Here is a 17,900-nt window from a genome sequence, read left to right on the forward strand (position 1 = left end):
TTAAAATTCTGAAAAAAATATTTTAACCCAATTTTATTATCTGTTCTGTCTGTAAAATGAAGAATTAAATATTGTAAGTCTCAGAATAGAGTTTTAATATTGAAGCGTGATTCGACAACGAAGCATCTATTCTCAAACCACGCTATGTATCCATTGGTCGTCCTGCTAAGCTTTATTATTCTCATCGGATTTTCGAAGTGAGGCACTAGACCATATATAATCCAGCATATAAAATCTAAAGTGCCTCACTGAACTGAGGCACTTTTTTTATTTACCAGACCCATGACCCAGAACAATCTCAAAAAGTACAGTTGGGAAATCAGCGACAACGACGAGCATCCTGCAGGAAAAGCCATGCTTTATGCCACTGGCTTGTCGGACAAAAAAATGAAACAGCCCTTTGTAGGGATAGCGAGCTGCGGCTACGAAAGCAATCCCTGCAATATGCACCTCAATGACTTTGCCGGTCTGATCAAAGCGTCCTCTCAGGAATATGATCTGACCGGTTTGGTTTTTAATACCATCGGCATATCTGACGGCACCTCCATGGGTACGCTTGGGATGCGGTATTCGTTGGTTTCCAGAGATATTATTGCTGACTCGATCGAGTCATTTATTCTGGGACACTCTTTCGACGGATGCGTAGCAGTGGCGGGTTGCGATAAAAATATGCCCGGCGCAGTAATGGGGATGTTGAGAATTAACCGTCCGGCCATTATGGTCTATGGGGGGACCATTGCTTCGGGTAATTACAAGGGAGAAAAGCTCAATATCGTTTCCGCCTTTGAAGCCTTTGGCAAGAAGATCCAAGGGACCATTTCTGATGAAGATTATGACGGAGTAATTCGAAATGCCTGTCCGGGCAAAGGTGCATGCGGCGGGATGTATACCGCCAATACCATGTCCTCCGCGATCGAAGCCATGGGAATGTCTCTACCTTATTCATCCTCCAATCCTGCAAACTCTGCTGAAAAATTGAAGGAGTGTCAGGATGTCAATAAGTACATGCGTATCCTTCTGGAAAAAGACATCAAACCAAAAGATATCGTCACTCGCAAAAGCATCGAAAATGCGGTAACGGTTGCGATTGCCCTTGGTGGAAGTACCAATGCCGTGCTTCATATTTTGGCAATTGCGAGGACAGCGGGTGTAGAATTCACCCTGGAAGATTTCAAAGCAATCAATGCTAAAACTCCCCTTATCGGCGATTTCAAGCCCTCTGGGAAATTCATGATGGAGGACCTATATGAGCAGGGTGGGCTTCCGGCATTTATGAAATACATGCTCAATAATGGATTTCTCCATGGGGATTGCATCACTGTGACCGGCAAGACCTTGGCAGAAAACCTAGAAAACATTGACCCCATCGTTCCATCGGTGGTCAATGTGATTCATCCCCTGGAGACTCCTATCAAAAAGTCAGGTCACCTCTGCATTCTGAAAGGAAATCTCGCCCCAGAAGGTGCGGTATCCAAAATCACAGGAAAAGAGGGGACAGCTTTCACAGGTCCTGCGGTGGTTTTTGATTCCGAATTGGAAGCGAATGAAGCCATACGAGATCATAAAGTAAAAGCGGGCGATGTGGTGGTTATCCGAAATGTCGGTCCAAAAGGAGCGCCGGGGATGCCGGAAATGCTAAAGCCTACTTCGATGATCATTGGTGCAGGGTTGGGTTCGGACGTGGCCTTGATCACAGATGGGCGATTTTCTGGAGGTACTCACGGATTTGTCGTCGGCCACGTGACGCCCGAAGCTTGGTGTGGTGGGCCGATCGGGTTGCTCAAGGACGGTGACATCATCACCATCGATGCGGATAATTTCAATTTATCTGTGAATGTCTCCGAAGAGGAGTTTGCAGAACGCAAAAAATCCTGGTCACCGAAGCCTATTGAAGGACTTCAGGGAACCCTCAAAAAATACAATAAACTCGTCGCTACAGCATCCGAAGGGTGCGTTACCGATAAATTCTAAAGCCTATGAAGGACATGATGAGAGGTGCCGACATCGTCGTGCGCTCGCTGATCGCCGAACAAGCCGAGCTGATCTTCGGATATCCCGGAGGAGCTATTATGCCGGTTTATGATGCCTTATATGACTATCATGAGCAGATCAAACATGTATTGACCCGCCACGAGCAGGGAGCCATTCATGCAGCTCAAGGATATGCACGGGTCTCCGGAAAAGTCGGTGTCTGCCTTGCTACCTCGGGTCCTGGTGCCACCAACCTGATCACTGGATTGGCAGATGCGCAGATTGACAGCACACCTTTGGTTTGCATCACCGGTCAGGTGGCTGCACACTTATTGGGCACCGATGCATTCCAGGAAACGGATGTAGTGGGGATCTCAATGCCCGGAACCAAATGGAATATCCAAGTACGAAGAGTGGAAGATATCGCTCCGGCAATTGCCAAAGGATTTTACATTGCCAGATCCGGTCGTCCCGGACCTGTATTGATCGATATTACCAAAAACGCCCAAGTCGATTTTGGAGAATTTAATTATGTGCCTTGTTTGGGCTTTAGATCGTATAAAACTCATCATCCTATAGATCAATCAGCCATTAAAGAAGCTGCCGAACTGATCAATCAGGCGGAAAGACCTTACCTGCTTTTTGGGCAAGGGGTGGTGTTGGGAAAGGCAGAAACGGAATTGAAGTTCTTTTTGGATAAATCCGGAATTCCAGCTGCTTCTACCCTTTTAGGTTCTGGAGCTCTTTCTGAAGATCACCCTAATTTCGTCGGAAAGCTGGGGATGCATGGCAATTACGCGCCCAATCTTTTAACCAATCAGTGCGATGTATTAATCGCCGTGGGAATGCGGTTTGATGATCGCGTAACCGGTGATTTAAAACGATATGCCAAGCAGGCCAAAGTCATTCACTTAGAACTTGATCCGGCAGAAATCAATAAAAATGTAAAGACTACAGTAGCTGTTCAGGGAGATTGCCGGGAAAGTTTAGCCATGCTGACTGAGGCCATCACTGCCAAAAAGCATGAGGCTTGGATGGGAAAATTCCGTGAACTCGAGCAGCAGGAAAAAGCGGCTGTTGTTCAGCATGATCTTACCCCTACCAAAGTGGGATTGACTATGGGAGAAGTCATCCATCAGATTAATCAGTACAAAGCAGATGATGCAGTGTTAGTAACAGATGTGGGTCAGCATCAGATGATTGCTTGGAGGTATTTCCATTACAAAAAGCCCAGAACTCAGGTGACTTCCGGGGGATTGGGTACGATGGGTTTTGCTTTGCCGGCGGCGCTGGGAGCTCAGATGTACGATTATTCCCGACAGGTGATTTGCGTAGTCGGAGATGGGGGAATCCAGATGACCATTCAAGAGCTCGGTACCATCATGCAGACCAAGGCACCTGTCAAAATCGTCCTGCTCAATAATAATTACCTCGGCATGGTTCGGCAGTGGCAGCAGTTGTTTTTTGACAAGCGCTATTCTTTCACCGAGCTGGATAATCCTGAATTCGTCAAGATCGCTGAGGCCTATCATATCAAGTCTCAAAAAGTCACTGAACGTCAGGATCTTCAGGAAGCCATCGAAGATATGCTGATCCATGATGGCCCATTTTTCCTCGAAGTGGTCGTAGAAAAAGAAGACAATGTATTCCCTATGATCGCCACCGGATGTTCCGTGGAGGAAGTCAGACTTAGCTAATCCAACCCTATGAAGAGATATACTATTTTCGTCATCACTGAGAATTTTATCGGAATTCTTAACCGCATCACGATCATTTTTACCCGTCGTGGAATCAATATCGATGCACTCACGGCCTCTGAAAGTCGAATCCCGGGAATTCACCGGATCACCATCGAGGTAACGGTCAACGAAGACACGGTCATCCAGCTTGTCAATCAGATCGAGAAAATCATCGATGTAATCAAGGCATTTTATCACGAAGATGAAGGCGTGGTTTATCAGGAAATCGCGCTTTACAAGATTCCGGTTTCCCGATTGGATGGAGGCTTGGAAAAAATCATCCGGCAGCACAATGCCAAGATCATCGCGGCTGAGCCGGATTTTGTGGTGCTCGAACTCACCGGACACAAAGAACAAACACAAGAACTACTCGAAATTCTCAAAGGCTATGGTCTGCTGGAATTTGCCCGTTCGGGTCGTGTGGCCGTGGCCAAGCGAATGCTCACCATAGAATCGTTTATTAAATAATTATCTCAAACCTGTTTATACAATCTAATAATCCAACACTATGAAATCGAACCTGTCGAAGTTTTCAGCCGCTAGGTTGATCTTTTGCTAGGCGAGATTCCATAAGGCCTTTAAAAATCAAACTACAGACTTATGAAATTGAAATTTGGAAACGTTGAAGAAAACGTAGTTACACGGGAAGAATTTCCTTTGGAAAAAGCAAGAGAAGTGCTCAAAGACGAAGTCATTGCTGTCATTGGTTACGGTGTACAGGGACCTGGACAAGCACTTAATCTGAAAGACAACGGCTTCAACGTCATCGTGGGACAGCGCAGCGGTTCCAAGACTTGGGACAAAGCTATTGCCGATGGCTGGGTTCCCGGTGAGACGCTTTTTGAAATCGAAGAAGCTTGTCAAAAAGGTACAATTCTTCAGTTTTTGCTCTCTGATGCAGGTCAGATTGCCCTTTGGCCAACGGTAAAAAAACACCTGACTCCAGGCAAAGCACTTTATTTCTCTCACGGTTTTGGAGTGACTTACAAAGAAAAAACAGGCATTATTCCCCCTGCTGATGTGGACGTGATCTTGGTCGCTCCAAAAGGTTCAGGTACTTCATTGAGAAGAATGTTTGTGGAAGGTAGAGGATTGAACTCTTCTTATGCCATCTATCAGGATGCTACCGGCAAAGCCAAAGACCGCGTAGTTGCCTTGGGTATTGGCGTAGGTTCTGGCTACCTATTCGAAACGGATTTCTACCGTGAAGTAACATCGGATTTGACTGGAGAAAGAGGAACCTTGATGGGCGCAATCCAGGGCATTTTCGCAGCTCAATACGAAGTGTTGAGATCAAACGGACATACTCCTTCCGAAGCATTCAATGAGACCGTAGAAGAATTGACCCAGTCTTTGATGCCTTTGGTGGCAGAAAATGGAATGGACTGGATGTATGCCAACTGTTCTACTACCGCGCAGCGTGGTGCGTTGGACTGGTGGAAGCCTTTCCGTGATGCGACCAAGCCGGTTTTCGAAGCACTTTACAATTCGGTAAAAACTGGAGTTGAGGCACAAAAATCCATTGATTCCAACTCCAAGCCGGATTACAGAGAGAAGCTCGAAGCTGAATTGAAAGAATTGCGTGAGTCTGAAATGTGGCAGGCCGGAGCGGTCGTCCGTCAGTTGAGACCAGAGAATAATTAAAACCCCAAACCCGAAAGATTATGAGTGATAAGCTGTGGATATTCGATACGACCCTGCGTGACGGGGAGCAAGTGCCCGGGTGCCAGCTCAATACCCAGGAAAAGATCATCGTAGCCAAAGCCCTCGAGGAGCTGGGCGTGGATATTATCGAGGCAGGATTTCCAATTTCCAGTCCGGGAGATTTCAATTCCGTTCAGGAAATTTCGAAGGCTGTTTCCAATCCGATCATTTGTGCCCTTTCCAGAGCTGTAGAAAAGGACATCGAAGTAGCCGCTGCTGCACTCAAATATGCCAAAAAAGGCCGGATTCACACAGGAATCGGGGTTTCTCCTTATCATATTCAATACAAACTGCGATCTACGCCAGATGAAATTATCCGACGAGGAGTGGCCGCAGTGAAATTTGCCAAGCGCTTTGTGGAGGATGTGGAGTTTTATGCGGAAGATGCCGGACGATCCGAACCCGATTTCCTTTGCAAAATCATCGAGGAAGTCATCAAAGCCGGCGCCACGGTTGTCAATATCCCAGATACCACGGGCTATTGCCTTCCCGAGCAATATGGTGCGATCATCGCTAGTCTGAAAAACAATGTGCCAAACATTGACAAGGCCATCATCGCTACTCACTGCCACAATGACCTCGGAATGGCTACTGCCAATACCGTAGCCGGCGTACAGCATGGGGCCCGCCAGGTCGAAGTGACCATCAACGGAATCGGAGAAAGAGCGGGAAATACTTCCATGGAAGAAGTGGTCATGGCGATCAAATGTCATAAATCAATACCCGTGCATACAGACATCGTCACTCAGAAAATCTATCAAACGAGCCGTTTGGTTTCTAAGCTCATGAACATGCCTGTTCAGCCTAATAAGGCAATCGTAGGACGAAATGCGTTTGCCCACTCTTCCGGTATCCATCAGGATGGCGTATTGAAACATCGAGAAAACTACGAGATCATCGACCCTAAAGAGGTTGGTGTGGAGGAGTCATCCATCGTATTGACAGCGAGATCAGGACGTGCGGCTCTCAAGCATCACTTGGACGCATTGGGAGTAGAATTGGAAGGTGAAGAGCTTCGCAAGGTATATGAGGATTTTCTGGTTTTGGCGGACTCTAAGCGGGATATCGGAAGAAAGGATCTTTTGGAACTCGTTGGAAAGTATCTCGAGGAATCCAATTTTATCGAGTTGGAGGAGGTGACTTATTCATCCAATGGTCAAATCAAAGCCAATGTCAAACTGAAAATCGGCAATGAGTCCCATGAGGCTTCTTCTACAGGTGTTGGACCAGTGGATGCGGTTTTGACTGCTATCGAAAAGATGGTTCAGCCTCAGGTAGAATTGGAAGAATTTCTGATTCAGGCAATGACCCACGGATCCAATGATGTGGCAAAAGTTCACATGCGGGTTATCAAATCAAACAAACCTTATTATGGCTTTGCCTCCAATCAAGACATTGTCTTGGCTTCAGCGCAAGCCTTTGTCGATGCACTCAACAAAATTCCAGTCAAAGAATACGCGACTGCTTAATTATGGAAAAGACAACATTATTTGATAAAATCTGGGATTCCCACGTGGTCAGATCTGTGCCAGCGGGCCCTGATGTATTCTTCATCGATAAGCATTTTATCCATGAGGTGACCTCCCCAGTGGCTTTTCTTAACTTGGAGAAAAGAGGAATTGGCGTAAAATATCCTCACCGAACGATCGCTACCCCTGACCACAATGTGCCTACGGTCGATCAGGATCAGACGATCAAGGACAAGCTTTCCCGCATGCAGGTGGAAAAGCTCCGCGAAAACTGCAAGAAATACGGCATCGAGCTTCACGATTTAGGTACCGCACATCATGGAATCGTGCATGTGATCGGTCCTGAACTGGGAGTAACCCAACCGGGGATGACCATCGTATGCGGCGACTCTCATACTTCTACCCACGGGGCCTTTGGAGCGATTGCCTTCGGAATCGGTACTTCTGAAGTGGAAATGGTGCTTGCGACCCAGTGCATCATGCAGTCCAAGCCCAAGAAAATGAGGATCTCCGTCGAAGGCCAGCTTGGAAAAGGAGTGACTTCCAAAGACATCATCCTGTACATCATTTCCAAAATCTCTGCGGCCGGTGCCACGGGATATTTTGTGGAGTATGCAGGATCTGCTATAAGAAACCTGTCCATGGAAGCCCGGATGACGATCTGCAATATGTCCATCGAAATGGGCGCCCGTGGAGGATTGATCGCTCCGGATGAGACGACTTTTGCTTTCCTGAAAGGAAAACAATACGCTCCGAAAGGAGAGGATTGGGACAAAGCAGTGGCTTATTGGAAAACGCTTAAAACCGACGAGGGAGCAGTTTTTGACAAAGAATTAGTATTCGATGCAGCGGATATCGAGCCGATGATCACTTACGGTACCAACCCTGGAATGGGCATCAAAGTCAAGGATCGTATTCCTACCACAGAGGGTATGGAGGGGTCCAACAAGACTTCCTATCTCAAATCACTCGAATATATGGGCTTCCAACCAGGGGAACCTGTAAAGGGGAAATTGGTGGATTATGTGTTCGTGGGCTCTTGTACCAACGGCCGAATTGAGGATATCCGTGCGGTAGCCAATTTTGTGAAGGGAAAGAAAAAAGCTGATAATATCACCGCCTGGATCGTACCAGGGTCCAGAGAAGTGGAAAAACTGGCACATGAAGAAGGCTTGGTGAAGATCCTTGAGGAGGCGGGTTTCGAACTCCGTCAACCGGGCTGCTCAGCTTGTCTGGCAATGAATGACGATAAGATTCCTTCCGGAAAATATGCAGTCTCTACGTCCAACCGAAACTTCGAAGGCCGTCAAGGTCCCGGAGCGAGAACGATGCTTGCATCGCCATTGACCGTTGCGGCGGTTGCTGTCACCGGAAGAATCACCGACCCAAGGGAAGTCTTTAACAATTAAGAAATCTGAAATCAGAAGGCTGAAAAGGGATGATTGAATATTTCATAGCAATTCAGAAACCAACAAAATCTCAATTGGGCGTCGGAGTTTTCTAATCTTTCAATCCGCCACGGCGGACAAGTCTTTCCAATCTTTCAATCTTTCAATCTGAAAAACCATGGCTTACGATAAATTTACCGTCCTACGCAGTACCGCAGTTCCTTTGCCAACTGAAAATGTGGACACCGATCAGATCATCCCTGCAAGATTCCTGAAGGCAACCGAGCGGGAAGGATTTGGAGACAACCTTTTCCGCGACTGGAGATACGATGTAGAGGGAAATCCCAAAAAGGATTTTGTCCTTAACGATCCCACCTATTCTGGTAAAATACTGGTAGCAGGAAAGAATTTCGGTTCAGGTTCCAGCCGAGAACACGCAGTTTGGGCGATCTATGATTATGGTTTCCGATGTGTGGTGTCCAGCTTTTTCGCAGACATCTTCAAAAATAACTGTCTGAATATCGGAGTTCTTCCTGTGACGGTTTCCCCTGAATTTGCCGAAAAACTCTTCGCTGCCATCGAGGCCGATCCTAAGACCGAAATTGAAGTCAATCTTCCCGAGCAAAAGATCAAGCTCCTCGCTACCGGAGAATCTGAATCTTTTGACATCAATGAATACAAAAAAGACAACATGCAAAATGGCTTCGATGACATCGATTACCTGTTGAACATGTCGTCTGAAATCGATGCATTTGCTGCATCCAGATAAATCAAAAATGGAGGCGAAAAGAAATCATACTGCCCAACCCTCCAAGGGTTCTGAACCCTTGGAGGGTTTCAACCGCCGGCGTATCGAAATCATGGATACCACGCTGAGGGATGGCGAACAGACCTCAGGGGTTTCCTTTTTGCCTTCGGAAAAGCTCCAGATTGCCAAATTACTTCTCGAGGAGCTGAAGGTGGACCGTATTGAGGTTGCCTCGGCCCGTGTATCCGAAGGAGAACTGGAAGGAGTTCAGAAAATCACTACCTGGGCAGCACAAAAAGGATATCTCGACCGCGTGGAGGTATTGGGCTTTGTGGATACCCCGGTCTCAGTCAATTGGATCGTAGAGTCGGGTGCCAAAGTGCTTAACTTGCTGACCAAAGGTTCCCTGAACCATCTGGTTCATCAGCTCAAAAAAACGCCGAAACAACACTTCGCCGAAATTGCCCAAAGCATTGCCTATGCCCAGGAAAAGGGAATCGCAGTCAATGTGTACCTTGAAGACTGGTCCAATGGCATGCGTAATTCTCCGGAATACACACTCAGCCTGATCGAGTTTCTCACTCAGCAGCCCGTGAAGCGAATCATGCTTCCAGACACTTTGGGATTGCTTTCTCCTGAAGAAGTAAAAACTTTCCTGACGCAGATCACGGAAAAATTTCAAGGAGTTCATTTCGATTTCCATGCGCACAATGACTATGATCTATCCGTGGCCAATGTGCTGGAAGCCGTAAATCATGGTGCCGCGGGCATTCACACCACAGTCAACGGCTTGGGTGAGCGGGCAGGAAATGCGCCTTTGGAATCGGTTGTGGCGGTGATCAAGGATTTTACCGATTTGGAAATAGGGATTCAGGAACAGAAAATTTTCCGGGTTTCCAAGCTGGTAGAGCAGTTTTCCGGTCATCATATTCCTTCCAACAAGCCCGTTGTGGGCGAAAACGTCTTTACCCAAACTGCCGGAATTCACGCCGACGGGGATAATAAAAAGAACCTGTATTTCAACGATTTGATGCCGGAGCGATTTGGGCGTCAGCGAAAATATGCCTTGGGCAAAACTTCCGGAAAGGCTAATATCCTTAAGAACTTGGAGGAATTGGGGATTTCTTTGGAAAAAGAAGAACTCACCCGTGTAACCCAGCGAATTATCGAATTAGGAGATAAAAAGGAGCGAGTCACCACAGAGGATTTGCCATACATCATTTCCGATGTGCTCCAAAATAACTCCATAGAAAAAACGATCAGCATCGAAGGCTATCACATGACCCATTCCAAAGGTTTGAAACCGACTGTACAACTTCGGATGAATATCCACGGGAAATTTTATGATGAAAGCGCCACGGGAGACGGGCAGTATGATTCTTTTATGCGAGCACTGAAAAAGATCTACAAATCACTCGGTCGGGAACTTCCCAAATTGACCGATTACCATGTGTCTATTCCTCCGGGAGGTAAAACCGACGCCTTTGTAGAGACGGTAATTACTTGGGATTATGGCAAAATCTTCAAAACCAAAGGGCTTGACCCTGACCAAACCGTGGCGGCGATGATGGCCACTGAGAAAATGCTCAACATCATCGAAAACATGACTTACCAACCAGAAAAAGAAGAATCCACCTATTATGGAAATGAATATCGCGTTATTGCCGGGTGACGGCATAGGTCCTGAGGTCATCGCCCAGGCGGTCAAAGTAGTGAAAGCTGTAGGACAAAAGTTTGGTCATACGATTACTTTCAAAGAAGGACTAGTCGGCGCCTGTGCCATCGATGCCACGGGAGATCCCTACCCGGATGCTACCCATGAGATTTGCGCAGGGTCGGATGCGGTCCTTTTTGGAGCGATAGGTGACCCGAAATATGACAATGACCCAAAAGCCAAAGTCCGACCGGAGCAAGGTTTGCTCAGAATGAGACAAAAATTGGGTCTTTTCGCCAATGTTCGTCCGACCTTTACTTTTCCCTCTCTGGTGCATAAGTCCCCATTGAAGCTCGACCGTGTGGATGGCGTGGATTTGGTGTTTTTTAGAGAGTTGACCGGAGGAGTGTATTTTGGGGAACCCAGAGGCCGAAATGAGCAGGGTACCAAAGCCTTCGATACCAATGTCTATAGCAAGGAAGAGATCGTCCGCTTGGCGAGAATGGGCTTTGAAGCTGCGCAAAAAAGAAGAAAACTCCTGACTTGTGTGGATAAGGCCAACGTGATGGCTACATCCAGACTATGGAGAGAAACTGTGCAGGAATTGGCGCCGGAATATCCTGATGTCAAAGTGGAATATGAATTTGTGGATGCAGTTGCGATGCGACTGATCCAATGGCCAAAGGCATACGATGTCCTCATTACCGAAAACCTGTTTGGAGATATCTTGACAGATGAAGCCTCCGTGATTTCAGGATCTATGGGCTTAATGCCTTCCGCATCCTTGGGTTCCAAAGTGAAGCTCTTCGAACCCATCCACGGTTCCTATCCTCAGGCAGCAGGAAAAGACATCGCCAATCCGCTTGGAACGGTTCTTTCGGCTTCCATGATGTTTGATTATGCCTTTGGATTGGCTGAGGAAGCCAAATTGATCAGTGATGTGGTTAATCTTTCATTGGCAGAAGGAGTGGTGACAGAAGATATCGCAGAAGGCGGCAAAGCTTACAAGACTTCTGAGGTGGGAGACTGGCTGGCAGCGAAGATTTTGGGATAATATTTCCTGTTATAAAAATGAAACCACCTCAGGAATGGGGTGGTTTTTTTATTGATTTGATGATCGTTTCAATTTGCATTAATCGATCATTAGAATATCTCGTTCGCTTAGCTTTCTTTATTAAATAGTAGACATAGATTCCAATTATCAAGCAAAAAATTATATAAAAAAATAAACCACCTGTGGAACACCTTCAACATGATGAGGACGAGATGCCCAGCTTTTGCTGGGATTTAAGTTACTTATTAGGATCATTCTCCTTTTGTATAAATCCTTTTATAGACAAATCCTCATCGATCAGTGGCCAATGAATTCCATAGCCTGAAGGAGAAATTTTGTATGAAGCTCTTTCTACGTCAGATGCTAAAAGAAGCTTGGAAGAAACTTCCTTTAAATTTACTTCTAACTCCCTGTCATCCAGTATAATAATCATTTTGTCTTCTTCAAACTTTATTTCGGAAATTTGATGCAAATCCACCATATTTTTCAGCTTTTAAAGTATTCTTTCCAGGATTGAACGATTAAATCGAAGTTTTGGAAGATGATTTTTCTAATTTCTTTTCTGGCCTTTGGTGTCAAATTATAACCAAAATCCTCACTAATATCCATAATTTCTTCATCAATCCAGAACTTACATTCCATATCACCTTTTTCTGCGTGAATATGGATTGGCTCATTTCCCTCATTTGAATAGAAGAAAAGTCTCCAGCCGAGGATGTAAAGTATGGTAGGCATCAATCCCTCGCCGGATTGATCATGATATGCGCCCGATGTGTACCCGGATCCATAATCCAAGGTAAACCGGGACCGGCTGGTTTCAGTGGCAATCCGGTGCTTTCGGCCGTGGCCCATGGGATATAGACGACCGAGCGGGTGTAGGTGTTTTTGGCTTCACCGGTAGTCCAGTTGACATCGGTCTCCTCAGCAGTCAAGGCATTGAGCAAGCTTCCCTGATCGGGGAGTTTGAGTTTGCCAGCTTTGGATTCCGCTTCCCGAATCTTGAAAATCTCATCCGCAGTTTTCCCTTCTTTACGAAGCGCCCAACCTCGCTCCATAAAGGGCTGTGCGCTGCTATGGTAGCAGGAAACCGAAAGACCTTCCCGATTGGGGTCATCTCCCAAGCATACTGTCTGATTAGTTCCTTTTCGAAGCAAGGTGCCGTCAAAAGCATACACTGTGGCACTGGCCCGCTGATCTTCCGGAGCTGCCAGGACAGCCAGTTTGATTTGGATTTCTTTACTTGAGGTGGTTTGAGTAAAAGCTGAAAAACCGATAAAAAGGAGCAGGAGGCTGATAAATGTTTTCATAGCGCGTATTTTTGGGTTTGTTCCAAGTTACCCAAGATCAGGGGGAAATAAAATTCTCCACCCAAATCATCTCATTATCTCAAATGCTTTCTCGTCCTTTATCCTACCTTTTTTCCATTTCGTACTACGGTGCCCGATTCAAGGGGTGGACCAAGCAGAAAGGGCAGCCTACAGTGGAGGGGAAATTGGAGCGGGTTTTCCGCTTTGTGTTGGGTCATGAGGATTTCCGCTTGATCGGATCGAGTCGGACCGATTCAGGAGTGAGTTGTCGGCAGGGTTTTGTTCAGATTTTCCTTCGGGAAGAGGTGGACTTTGAATCGATCTTGGAAGCCTTAAACCTGAATTTGAATGGAGAAATCCGACTCAATTCAGTTCGGCCAATTCCCAGAGACTTCAATCTGATCAACTCGGTCAAACAGAAAACGTATCGTTACTTTTTCTCAGATTCTGAATCTTTTCATCCATTTGCATCGGCTTTTTTGACTTCGGTTTCCCAGATCAATTCGTTGGAACAAATGAAGGAAAATGCTTTGATTTTTGTGGGAAGGCATGATTTCAGAGCTTTTTGCAGGATATCGGGCAATAAGACCGATTTCACCAGAGAAATCTTAGAAGCTAAATTCTTCGAGACCGAAGCCTTTTCTACTGAGTTTTCACCCGAAAAAACCTATTGCTTTGAAGTGACTGGAACGGGTTTTCTGTATCACCAAGTCCGAAAAATGGTCCATGCGATTTGGTACTTTTCCCCTGAACAAATCAAGGAAAGGCTGGAAAATCCCATCCACGAATGGGAGACGGTTCCTACTGCTTCCGCGAATGGTTTGGTGCTTTGGGAGACGGTATTGGATTTGGATAGTTAAAGATTCAATTTAGGGGGATCATTTTCCCAAAATAACCTTCAGAATTTATGCTTTCATGGATCAGAAAAAGCTTGTCTCCTGCTCTTATTTTTTTCTTTATTCTAGTCATCCAAACTAATGCCCAGCAAAAACCAAACATTGTGTTGATCTACCTCGACGACCTTGGCTATGGCGATGTCAGCGCCTATGGAGTAGGCACACTTCAAACTCCTAATATGGACCGCTTGGCTAATGGAGGGGTGAGATTTACCAATGGCTATGCTTCATCCGCAACCTGTACGCCCAGCCGTTATGCGCTGCTGACTGGCACTTATCCATGGAGAAATCAAAATGCCAAAATTCTCCCCGGAACAGCCCCTTTGATCATCGATACGGCTCAGATGACTCTTCCAAAAATGCTAAAAGAACAGGGCTATGAAACTGCTGTGATCGGAAAGTGGCACTTGGGTTTGGGGACTGGTTTTGTGAATTGGAACCAGGAGATCGCTCCAAATCCGAATCATGTTGGATTTAACCATTCCCATATTTTGGCAGCGACTCAGGATCGGGTTCCTACCGTGTATATCGAAAATGGGCATGTGGTCAATCTCGACCCTAATGATCCGATTCAGGTAGATTACGACAAAAATTTTGAAGGCGAGCCAACTGCCATCTCCAATCCAGAAATGCTTACCATGAAGTGGCATCATGGGCATAACAACAGCATCGTGAATGGTATCCCAAGAATCGGATTTATGAAAGGAGGCAAAAGTGCCCTTTGGAGCGATGTGGACATGGCGGACCATTTTCTTGAAAAAGGAAAGACATATATCCAAGAAAAGTCAAAGTCAGACAAACCGTTTTTCCTGTTTTTCCCGATGCAGCAGCCACATGTACCACGTACGCCGCATCCGAGATTTGAAGGTAAATCAGGCATGGGACCTAGAGGGGATGCATTGTTGGAGGCAGATTGGGTGATCGGAGAGATACTGAAGACGCTGGAAGAAGAAGGGATTCTGGAAAATACGCTCATCTTTTTCTCCAGCGACAATGGGCCTGTATTGAATGACGGGTACTATGACGATGCCGTGGAAAAATTGGGCGACCATACTCCTGCAGGGCCACTTCGGGGCGGAAAATATTCTCTGTTTGAAGCAGGTACTAAAGTACCTTTTGTGACGTATTGGAAAGGCAAAATCCAGCCAGGAGTATCGGATGCTTTGGTCACTCAGATTGATTTGCTGAGCTCTTTAGCAGCTTTGGTCGGGAGTTCTGTAACCGGACCCGATAGCGAAAACTTGCTGGATGCTTTCTTGGGGAAGAGTCAGAAAGGTCGGGAAACAGTGATTTTGGAGGCAAGTACGAAAACAGCCCTTCGAGCAGGAGATTGGGCCATGATTCCACCCTACCCAGGTCCTGCAGTACAAAATCAAGTAAATATTGAGTTGGGCAATTCTTCCGAATATCAATTGTATAATCTGAAGGATGATCCGGGTCAACGGAATAATTTGGCAGCTTCCAATCCTGAAAAGCTGGAAGAAATGAAAAAAATCTATCTGGAGCTCAGAGGAAGTGGAAGTAAAATCGAGCAGCTGGAGTTGAAGTAAAAATGCAAAAGCCCGAGAGTTGAAGTTCTCGGGCTATTTTTTCCTAAATGCACTGTTTTGGTTTTTTGCCCACGTGAGTTTCCTCACTCACGTGAAAAGGTTGTTTTTGGCCGACCTGCTTCTGGATAATCAGGACTTAGCCTAAGATTCCATTGGCTATTTATTACAGATCGTGCCTTCAGCACTCCAAATAACTTTGAAAATTCTTTCAAACCTAGGATTGAATTCTGAGCTTGTAAAAATTGTGCCGTTGGCACTTGATTGTCATCTATCGATACTTGCACTGAAGGTGCAAAATGTAAAAGCCCCAAATTGAATTTGGGGCTTTTACGTTCATAACAAACAATTTAGCCCTGAAGGGGCGATCTGTAAAGTGATGAAGTTTAATGGGTTTTGATTATCAATAGGTTGATGTTTGTTGTGTGAAAAATGCTGCTTTCGGAAAAGCAGCATAACTAAGTGCCTTAAAGATCAAGCTCCATCACCACATCGTCCATGACGTAGCCGTTTCCAATGTCGATGACCTCCTTGTAGATCTCCTGAAAACCCATTTTCAAGTAAAAATCAATGGCTTTTTGATTGTATTTATTGACATTAAGCAGAAGGCTTTTTTGATTGGCCTTTTTGGCTCGGTCGGCAACTTCGAGGATCAAGGCTTTTCCAACACCTTTTCCCTGAGCTTCAGGCAAAAGGTAGATTTTATGCAGTTTCGCTTTTGGACCTTCGGAATAATTCAGTTCAAATCCTGCAAATCCAAGCTCTTTCCCGTTTTCTTCAGCTAACAAAAATGTATGCCCTTTTTCTAGTTGTGATTCCAGCATCCTGAGATCATACATCCAATTGAGCATGTACTCGATTTGCTCCGGACTCAGGATATTGGCAAACGTGGATGGCCAAGTTCGATGAGCAATGGATTGAACTTTGTTGAGTTCTTCTTTGGCGAGCTGTCTGATTATCATGTACGATTTTTGATTTACGATTTACGAGCTGACTGTGCCTGAAAATGGTTGTCACCAATCTGTCAATTATCGAGTTTGAATTTCTGTTTTGAATGTATTCTTTTTCTTTGGTTGTTCTGGTATTCTAGGTTTCAATTCCAATGTATAACCGGTGAAGTGCTTTTCTTTTTGCAGCATTGTCCTAAACTGTATCGGTGAGATATTCCCCAAAGCTACTTTCCTTCTATTGGTGTTGTGATCCCTGACGGCTTTGCTTTGACACGCTTTCAATTCGTTGAGCGTTCTTGGCTTCCAACTGTTCAGGTAACCATTATTGACCAGATCATTTGTCTTTTCTGCATAGGGGTTTTCATAGGAGTACATGCACATGCTTTGCTGGATTTTATTCTTCGCACAAAGAGATCTATAGATATCACTCTCATACTGTTTTCCCCCGTCACTGTGGTGGATCAATCCTTTTAGGCTTTTACCTCGCTTTGATTTACTGATAGCCTGCTCCAGTACTTCTGCGTAATTCTCGGCAATGTTTGAATCATAAGCTCCGAATCCTACAATTTCCTGGCTGTACACATCAGTGATGTAAATCGTATAAAGCTTGCTGTCACCATAGAGATAATGGTCCATATCCGCTTGCCAGACTTGATTGACCCCGTTGACATCTTTATGCTCCAACAGGTTTGAAAACGCTCTGGTCCCCGACTGAGTGGCTTTGCCGTACCGCTTGGGATACTTGACCCTAAAACCCAGATCCATGAACAGCTCAATGCTTTTATCCCTGCCTATGGGCAACTGATCCCCAAAATCACCATACATGCTCCTACAGCCCAAGGTGGGACAACGCTTACGCGAGGTAACCAATTTATCGGTTACAAAAGCGATCAACTGATTATCCAGCTCCGGCTTTTCTTTCCGCTTCTTATAATACGCCTGACGGGTAAAGCCCAGGATCTCACAGGCCGATTCGACCGTGAATGGATAAGGATGCCTCATTTCACCGGTGAGTTGGACGCTTGATCGCCAAAAGTTTTTTTTAGATCCGTTTTGTACTCCTCCGAGGCCAGATCCACAATCACACGAAACAGATCCGCTTCCAATGATTTTCTGCCTAATGCCGCTTCCAGCTCCTTGATCCGCTTTTTTAGCTCCTGGGTACTCTTTTCTTGACTGTCTTTTTCCATAACCATTCGTGTTCCCTTCTTCAAGGTAGTGGAATATCGATAGAGCCAGCTATAAATCGCCGTCCTGGATACTTCATATTCCCGACATATTTGCGAAATACTGAACTCTTTCCGCTCTATCTGACCCACGATCTGTCTGCGAAGCTCTTCACTGAAAGAACGACTACGCCTAAATTTCTCACTGCTTTTCATCTTTTATTGGGTTTGGGATAACCAACAAAATGTAACAACTTTATTTAGGCATTATCAAGCGGCAGATGAGCTTAGATCGGGTTTTCAGATG

The 17,900-nt window shown here is 45.6% G+C and carries 17 protein-coding genes; 11 read left to right on the forward strand and 6 right to left on the reverse strand.

Going from position 1 to position 17,900, the window contains the following annotated elements; translation table 11 throughout:
• Positions 1-282 precede the first annotated feature (282 nt).
• From ilvD to leuB, 9 genes are all read left to right on the forward strand, one after another.
• A complete protein-coding gene (gene ilvD, locus DDT91_RS18815) occupies positions 283-1,971 on the forward strand; it encodes a dihydroxy-acid dehydratase (protein WP_187177747.1) in 1,689 nt (562 codons plus the stop codon).
• 14 nt (positions 1,972-1,985) lie between these two features.
• Positions 1,986-3,668, forward strand: coding sequence for a biosynthetic-type acetolactate synthase large subunit (gene ilvB, locus DDT91_RS18820; protein WP_187177776.1), 1,683 nt, complete (start codon positions 1,986-1,988; stop codon positions 3,666-3,668).
• Positions 3,669-3,677: 9 nt separating this feature from the next.
• Complete coding sequence (gene ilvN / locus DDT91_RS18825) at positions 3,678-4,178, forward strand: acetolactate synthase small subunit (protein WP_111394888.1); 501 nt, start codon at positions 3,678-3,680, stop codon at positions 4,176-4,178.
• A gap of 132 nt (positions 4,179-4,310) precedes the next feature.
• Positions 4,311-5,354: a ketol-acid reductoisomerase gene (gene ilvC, locus DDT91_RS18830; protein WP_111394887.1), complete on the forward strand. Its 1,044-nt coding sequence runs from the start codon at positions 4,311-4,313 to the stop codon at positions 5,352-5,354.
• A gap of 20 nt (positions 5,355-5,374) precedes the next feature.
• Positions 5,375-6,883: a 2-isopropylmalate synthase gene (locus DDT91_RS18835; RefSeq protein WP_187177748.1), complete on the forward strand. Its 1,509-nt coding sequence runs from the start codon at positions 5,375-5,377 to the stop codon at positions 6,881-6,883.
• A gap of 2 nt (positions 6,884-6,885) precedes the next feature.
• Complete coding sequence (gene leuC, locus DDT91_RS18840; protein WP_187177749.1) at positions 6,886-8,292, forward strand: 3-isopropylmalate dehydratase large subunit; 1,407 nt, start codon at positions 6,886-6,888, stop codon at positions 8,290-8,292.
• Between the two features lie 157 nt (positions 8,293-8,449).
• Complete coding sequence (gene leuD / locus DDT91_RS18845; protein WP_187177750.1) at positions 8,450-9,040, forward strand: 3-isopropylmalate dehydratase small subunit; 591 nt, start codon at positions 8,450-8,452, stop codon at positions 9,038-9,040.
• 91 nt (positions 9,041-9,131) lie between these two features.
• On the forward strand, positions 9,132-10,691 hold the full coding sequence (locus DDT91_RS18850; RefSeq protein ID WP_187177777.1) for an alpha-isopropylmalate synthase regulatory domain-containing protein: 1,560 nt from the start codon (positions 9,132-9,134) through the stop codon (positions 10,689-10,691).
• The gene (gene leuB / locus DDT91_RS18855; RefSeq protein ID WP_187177751.1) at positions 10,660-11,727 is read left to right on the forward strand and encodes a 3-isopropylmalate dehydrogenase; all 1,068 of its coding nucleotides are present in this window, start codon (positions 10,660-10,662) and stop codon (positions 11,725-11,727) included. The genes DDT91_RS18850 and leuB overlap by 32 nt, the downstream gene beginning before the upstream one ends.
• 238 nt (positions 11,728-11,965) lie before the next feature.
• Here the strand turns inward: leuB and DDT91_RS18860 are convergent, their stop codons facing one another.
• Genes DDT91_RS18860 through DDT91_RS18870 form a run of 3 tightly spaced genes read right to left on the reverse strand, consistent with a single transcriptional unit; the run spans position 11,966 to position 13,034 of the window.
• On the reverse strand, positions 11,966-12,199 hold the full coding sequence (locus tag DDT91_RS18860) for a DUF2442 domain-containing protein (RefSeq protein WP_222718686.1): 234 nt from the start codon (positions 12,197-12,199) through the stop codon (positions 11,966-11,968).
• Positions 12,200-12,213: 14 nt separating this feature from the next.
• Complete coding sequence (locus DDT91_RS18865; protein WP_187177753.1) at positions 12,214-12,462, reverse strand: DUF4160 domain-containing protein; 249 nt, start codon at positions 12,460-12,462, stop codon at positions 12,214-12,216.
• Positions 12,462-13,034 (reverse strand): hypothetical protein, encoded by a 573-nt coding sequence (locus DDT91_RS18870; RefSeq protein WP_187177754.1) that lies wholly within the window; start codon positions 13,032-13,034, stop codon positions 12,462-12,464. The genes DDT91_RS18865 and DDT91_RS18870 overlap by 1 nt, the downstream gene beginning before the upstream one ends.
• An 83-nt stretch (positions 13,035-13,117) precedes the next feature.
• Here DDT91_RS18870 and DDT91_RS18875 point away from each other — a divergent pair, with 83 nt between their 5' ends.
• Both DDT91_RS18875 and DDT91_RS18880 read left to right on the forward strand, forming a co-directional pair.
• On the forward strand, positions 13,118-13,894 hold the full coding sequence (locus DDT91_RS18875) for a tRNA pseudouridine(38-40) synthase TruA (RefSeq protein ID WP_187177755.1): 777 nt from the start codon (positions 13,118-13,120) through the stop codon (positions 13,892-13,894).
• Positions 13,895-13,941: 47 nt separating this feature from the next.
• A complete protein-coding gene (locus tag DDT91_RS18880) occupies positions 13,942-15,480 on the forward strand; it encodes an arylsulfatase (protein WP_187177756.1) in 1,539 nt (512 codons plus the stop codon).
• Between the two features lie 464 nt (positions 15,481-15,944).
• On the opposite strand, the gene DDT91_RS18885 is transcribed toward DDT91_RS18880, so the two are convergent.
• The 3 genes from DDT91_RS18885 to DDT91_RS18895 form a co-directional block, all read right to left on the reverse strand.
• A complete protein-coding gene (locus DDT91_RS18885) occupies positions 15,945-16,439 on the reverse strand; it encodes a GNAT family N-acetyltransferase (RefSeq protein WP_187177757.1) in 495 nt (164 codons plus the stop codon).
• Between the two features lie 66 nt (positions 16,440-16,505).
• Positions 16,506-17,429: a DDE-type integrase/transposase/recombinase gene (locus DDT91_RS18890; protein ID WP_187177758.1), complete on the reverse strand. Its 924-nt coding sequence runs from the start codon at positions 17,427-17,429 to the stop codon at positions 16,506-16,508.
• Entirely contained in the window at positions 17,426-17,809 is a 384-nt protein-coding gene (locus tag DDT91_RS18895) for a transposase (RefSeq protein WP_187177759.1), read from the reverse strand. Before DDT91_RS18895 ends, DDT91_RS18890 begins: the two co-directional genes overlap by 4 nt.
• Positions 17,810-17,900: the final 91 nt, after the last annotated feature.

The sequence above is a fragment of the Algoriphagus sp. AK58 genome (assembly GCF_014324365.1).
GTDB lineage: Bacteria > Bacteroidota > Bacteroidia > Cytophagales > Cyclobacteriaceae > Algoriphagus.

What these genes read in the sequence shown, in the direction of transcription:
- ilvD (WP_187177747.1), top strand. Translation starts at nt 283, where the DNA reads ATGACCCAGAACAATCTCAAAAAGTACAGTTGGGAAATCAGCGACAAC.
- ilvB (WP_187177776.1), top strand. Translation starts at nt 1,986, where the DNA reads ATGATGAGAGGTGCCGACATCGTCGTGCGCTCGCTGATCGCCGAACAA.
- ilvN (WP_111394888.1), top strand. Translation starts at nt 3,678, where the DNA reads ATGAAGAGATATACTATTTTCGTCATCACTGAGAATTTTATCGGAATT.
- ilvC (WP_111394887.1), top strand. Translation starts at nt 4,311, where the DNA reads ATGAAATTGAAATTTGGAAACGTTGAAGAAAACGTAGTTACACGGGAA.
- DDT91_RS18835 (WP_187177748.1), top strand. Translation starts at nt 5,375, where the DNA reads ATGAGTGATAAGCTGTGGATATTCGATACGACCCTGCGTGACGGGGAG.
- leuC (WP_187177749.1), top strand. Translation starts at nt 6,886, where the DNA reads ATGGAAAAGACAACATTATTTGATAAAATCTGGGATTCCCACGTGGTC.
- leuD (WP_187177750.1), top strand. Translation starts at nt 8,450, where the DNA reads ATGGCTTACGATAAATTTACCGTCCTACGCAGTACCGCAGTTCCTTTG.
- DDT91_RS18850 (WP_187177777.1), top strand. Translation starts at nt 9,132, where the DNA reads ATGGATACCACGCTGAGGGATGGCGAACAGACCTCAGGGGTTTCCTTT.
- leuB (WP_187177751.1), top strand. Translation starts at nt 10,660, where the DNA reads ATGGAAATGAATATCGCGTTATTGCCGGGTGACGGCATAGGTCCTGAG.
- DDT91_RS18865 (WP_187177753.1), bottom strand. Translation starts at nt 12,462, where the DNA reads ATGCCTACCATACTTTACATCCTCGGCTGGAGACTTTTCTTCTATTCA.
- DDT91_RS18870 (WP_187177754.1), bottom strand. Translation starts at nt 13,034, where the DNA reads ATGAAAACATTTATCAGCCTCCTGCTCCTTTTTATCGGTTTTTCAGCT.
- DDT91_RS18875 (WP_187177755.1), top strand. Translation starts at nt 13,118, where the DNA reads ATGCTTTCTCGTCCTTTATCCTACCTTTTTTCCATTTCGTACTACGGT.
- DDT91_RS18880 (WP_187177756.1), top strand. Translation starts at nt 13,942, where the DNA reads ATGCTTTCATGGATCAGAAAAAGCTTGTCTCCTGCTCTTATTTTTTTC.
- DDT91_RS18885 (WP_187177757.1), bottom strand. Translation starts at nt 16,439, where the DNA reads ATGATAATCAGACAGCTCGCCAAAGAAGAACTCAACAAAGTTCAATCC.
- DDT91_RS18890 (WP_187177758.1), bottom strand. Translation starts at nt 17,429, where the DNA reads ATGAGGCATCCTTATCCATTCACGGTCGAATCGGCCTGTGAGATCCTG.
- DDT91_RS18895 (WP_187177759.1), bottom strand. Translation starts at nt 17,809, where the DNA reads ATGAAAAGCAGTGAGAAATTTAGGCGTAGTCGTTCTTTCAGTGAAGAG.